At 71.8% G+C, this 2,294-nt stretch carries 3 protein-coding genes; 2 read left to right on the forward strand and 1 reads right to left on the reverse strand.

The window, feature by feature from the left end:
• Nucleotides 1-434 (forward strand): zinc-binding dehydrogenase (locus tag GT042_RS10465; protein ID WP_161308441.1); only part of this gene is annotated, 434 nt, incomplete at its 5' end.
• Between the two features lie 217 nt (nt 435-651).
• Here GT042_RS10465 and GT042_RS10470 read toward each other — a convergent pair.
• On the reverse strand, nt 652-924 hold the full coding sequence (locus tag GT042_RS10470; RefSeq protein WP_161308442.1) for a GlsB/YeaQ/YmgE family stress response membrane protein: 273 nt from the start codon (nt 922-924) through the stop codon (nt 652-654).
• A gap of 460 nt (nt 925-1,384) precedes the next feature.
• On the opposite strand from GT042_RS10470, the gene GT042_RS10475 reads away from it, so the two are divergent.
• On the forward strand, nt 1,385-2,294 hold a 910-nt coding region (locus GT042_RS10475; protein ID WP_161308443.1), incomplete at its 3' end, for a hypothetical protein.

Raw genomic sequence — 2,294 nt, forward strand, 5'->3', positions numbered from 1 at the left:
GCGCGGAGGCGTGTGTGGACGCCTCGGGTGGTGTCGAGGCCACGGCGGCGGCGGTCCGGGAGGTGACGGGCGGCGGGGCGCAGGTGTCGCTCGACGCCCTCGGCGCGGAGGCCACGTGCCGCGCGTCCGTGGAGTGCCTGCGGCGCCGGGGGCGGCATGTGCAGGTCGGACTGGCCCCGGCAGGCGGCTTCGGCGTGTCGATGAACCGGGTCATCGCGTTCGAACTGGACCTTCTGGGCAGCCATGGCATGGCCGCGCACGCGTATCCGGTGATGATGGCTCAGGTGCGGTCCGGCCGGTTGCGCCCGGATCTGCTGGTCGGTGAGGTCATCGGGCTCGACGCGGCCCCGGCGGCGCTCGCCGCCCTGGGCGAGAGGTCCGGGGCGGGTATGACGGTGATCACTCCCCAGGGGGAGGACGAGCCGCCGGCCTGACCCCGCCGGGCGTGTCACGGAGTGGGAGCGCCGGGATCCACGGCGTGTCGCGCGGTGGACGGCGGCCGGATCGTCGGCGTGTCGCGTGGTGACACAGCCGCGCCGCGGCCCGCTCCTCCCCGAAAGGGGACGAGCGACCGCGGCGTCATCGGCTCCGCGCTCCGGCTTCGGCCCGGCCGTCCGTGGCGGACGGTCGTGCGCGGTGCCGGGTGGGCGGTCAGGCGTGGGCGCGGGTACGGCCCGTGACGGCGCGATAGATCAGCAGCACGATGATGGAGCCGACGATCGCGGCGATCCACGTCGACAGGTCGAAGAACCCGTCGATGGAGTCGACGCCGAATATCACCTTGCCGAGCCAGCCGCCGAGCAGACCGCCGACCACACCGACCAGCATGGTGACGATGAGGCCGCCCGGGTCCTTGCCGGGCACGAGGGCCTTGGCGATGAGGCCAGCGAGCAGTCCGATGATGATCCAGGCGATGATGCCCATGACGCGCAACCTTCCCTTTGGTCCGTGAACGAGCCGGGCTCGTCCGTTGCTTACGGCCTGCCGTGTGACCCTGCGCGCCGTCTCCAAACGTCGGAAGCGGAAATTCCTTGCGCGGCCCGTGGCCGACCGCCGCGCCCAGGACACTTTCCGGACAGGCTTTTGACGGATCATGAGAAAGTTTCAGCGATTCGTTCCGAACCTCTGGACAGCCCCTTGAGGGCGCCTTAATGTCTCGGGCCACCAGGCAAGTGTTTCGTCCCCGTAACAACGACGCGTCTCCACGCTCCTTCAGGTACCGGACAGCACCCCACTCACCACGCCTCCCTCCCACGGTCGGACCACTCCCCCGCACCGAGGCTCCGCGCCACCCGCACACGCCCCCCCAGCACCCCCGTCACCGGACCGCCCGGCGCCACCGGACGTCCCGTGCGGGGCACCCGGCCGCGCGACCGTCGCGGCCGTGACCGCAGCAGAAAAGGGAAGCGACATGAAGATCCGCATTTTTGTGGCCACCGCCTCGCTGGCCGCCTCCGCCGGGCTCGTGGGACTCGCCGGATCCGCCCAGGCCGCGCTGTACACCACCTGTGTCGGTGACGGGGGCGCCGTGACGGTCGGCGGGGACCTGGTCGTACCGGCCGGGCAGTCGTGCACGCTGACCGGCACCAAGGTCAAGGGCACCGTGACGGTGGAGGCGGGAGCCGACCTCGTCGCGTCCGGCGCGACGTTCAACCAGAACGTGACGGTCCGTCAGAACGGTTACCTGGACCTCACCGACACCACGGTCAAGGGCTCCGTGACCGCGCAGGCCGCCTTCGGCACCCACGTCCAGGACAGCAGCGTCAAGACGGGGATCACCTCCGACAAGGGATTCGTGTACGCCGTCGACGCGACGCTGGGCGGCACGGTCAGATCCTCGGCGGGCGAGCTGTACGTCTCGGGGAGCACCCTCTCCGGCGCGCTGACCGGGGAGGGGAACCTGTACACCGACGTCTACGACAGCACGGTCAAGGGCGCCCTCACCGTCGGCGGCAACACCCTCGGCGGGGTCCTGTGCGCCAGCGAGGTCGAGGGCAACACCACGTACCGGAACAACGCCGACACCCTCCAGCTCGGCGGCGAGGGGACGCTCGGCTCCTGCGCCGGCGCCACCTACCTCGGCGGGAACCTGACGGTCACCGACAACACGGCGGCGACCGTGCTGGACAACACGATCGTCCGGGGCGGGCTCACCGCGACCGGCAACAGCCCGGTGCTGGGACTCGGCCCGCTGGCCAGGGTCCGGGGCGCGATCACCGGCGAGACCGCCGCCGCCACCGCGGCGCCCTCCCTCGCGGCCCGCAAGGCGGCGCCGCAGGACCGCGGGGACGCCC

Origin of the sequence: Streptomyces sp. SID3212 (genome assembly GCF_009865405.1) — a bacterium.
GTDB lineage: Bacteria > Actinomycetota > Actinomycetes > Streptomycetales > Streptomycetaceae > Streptomyces.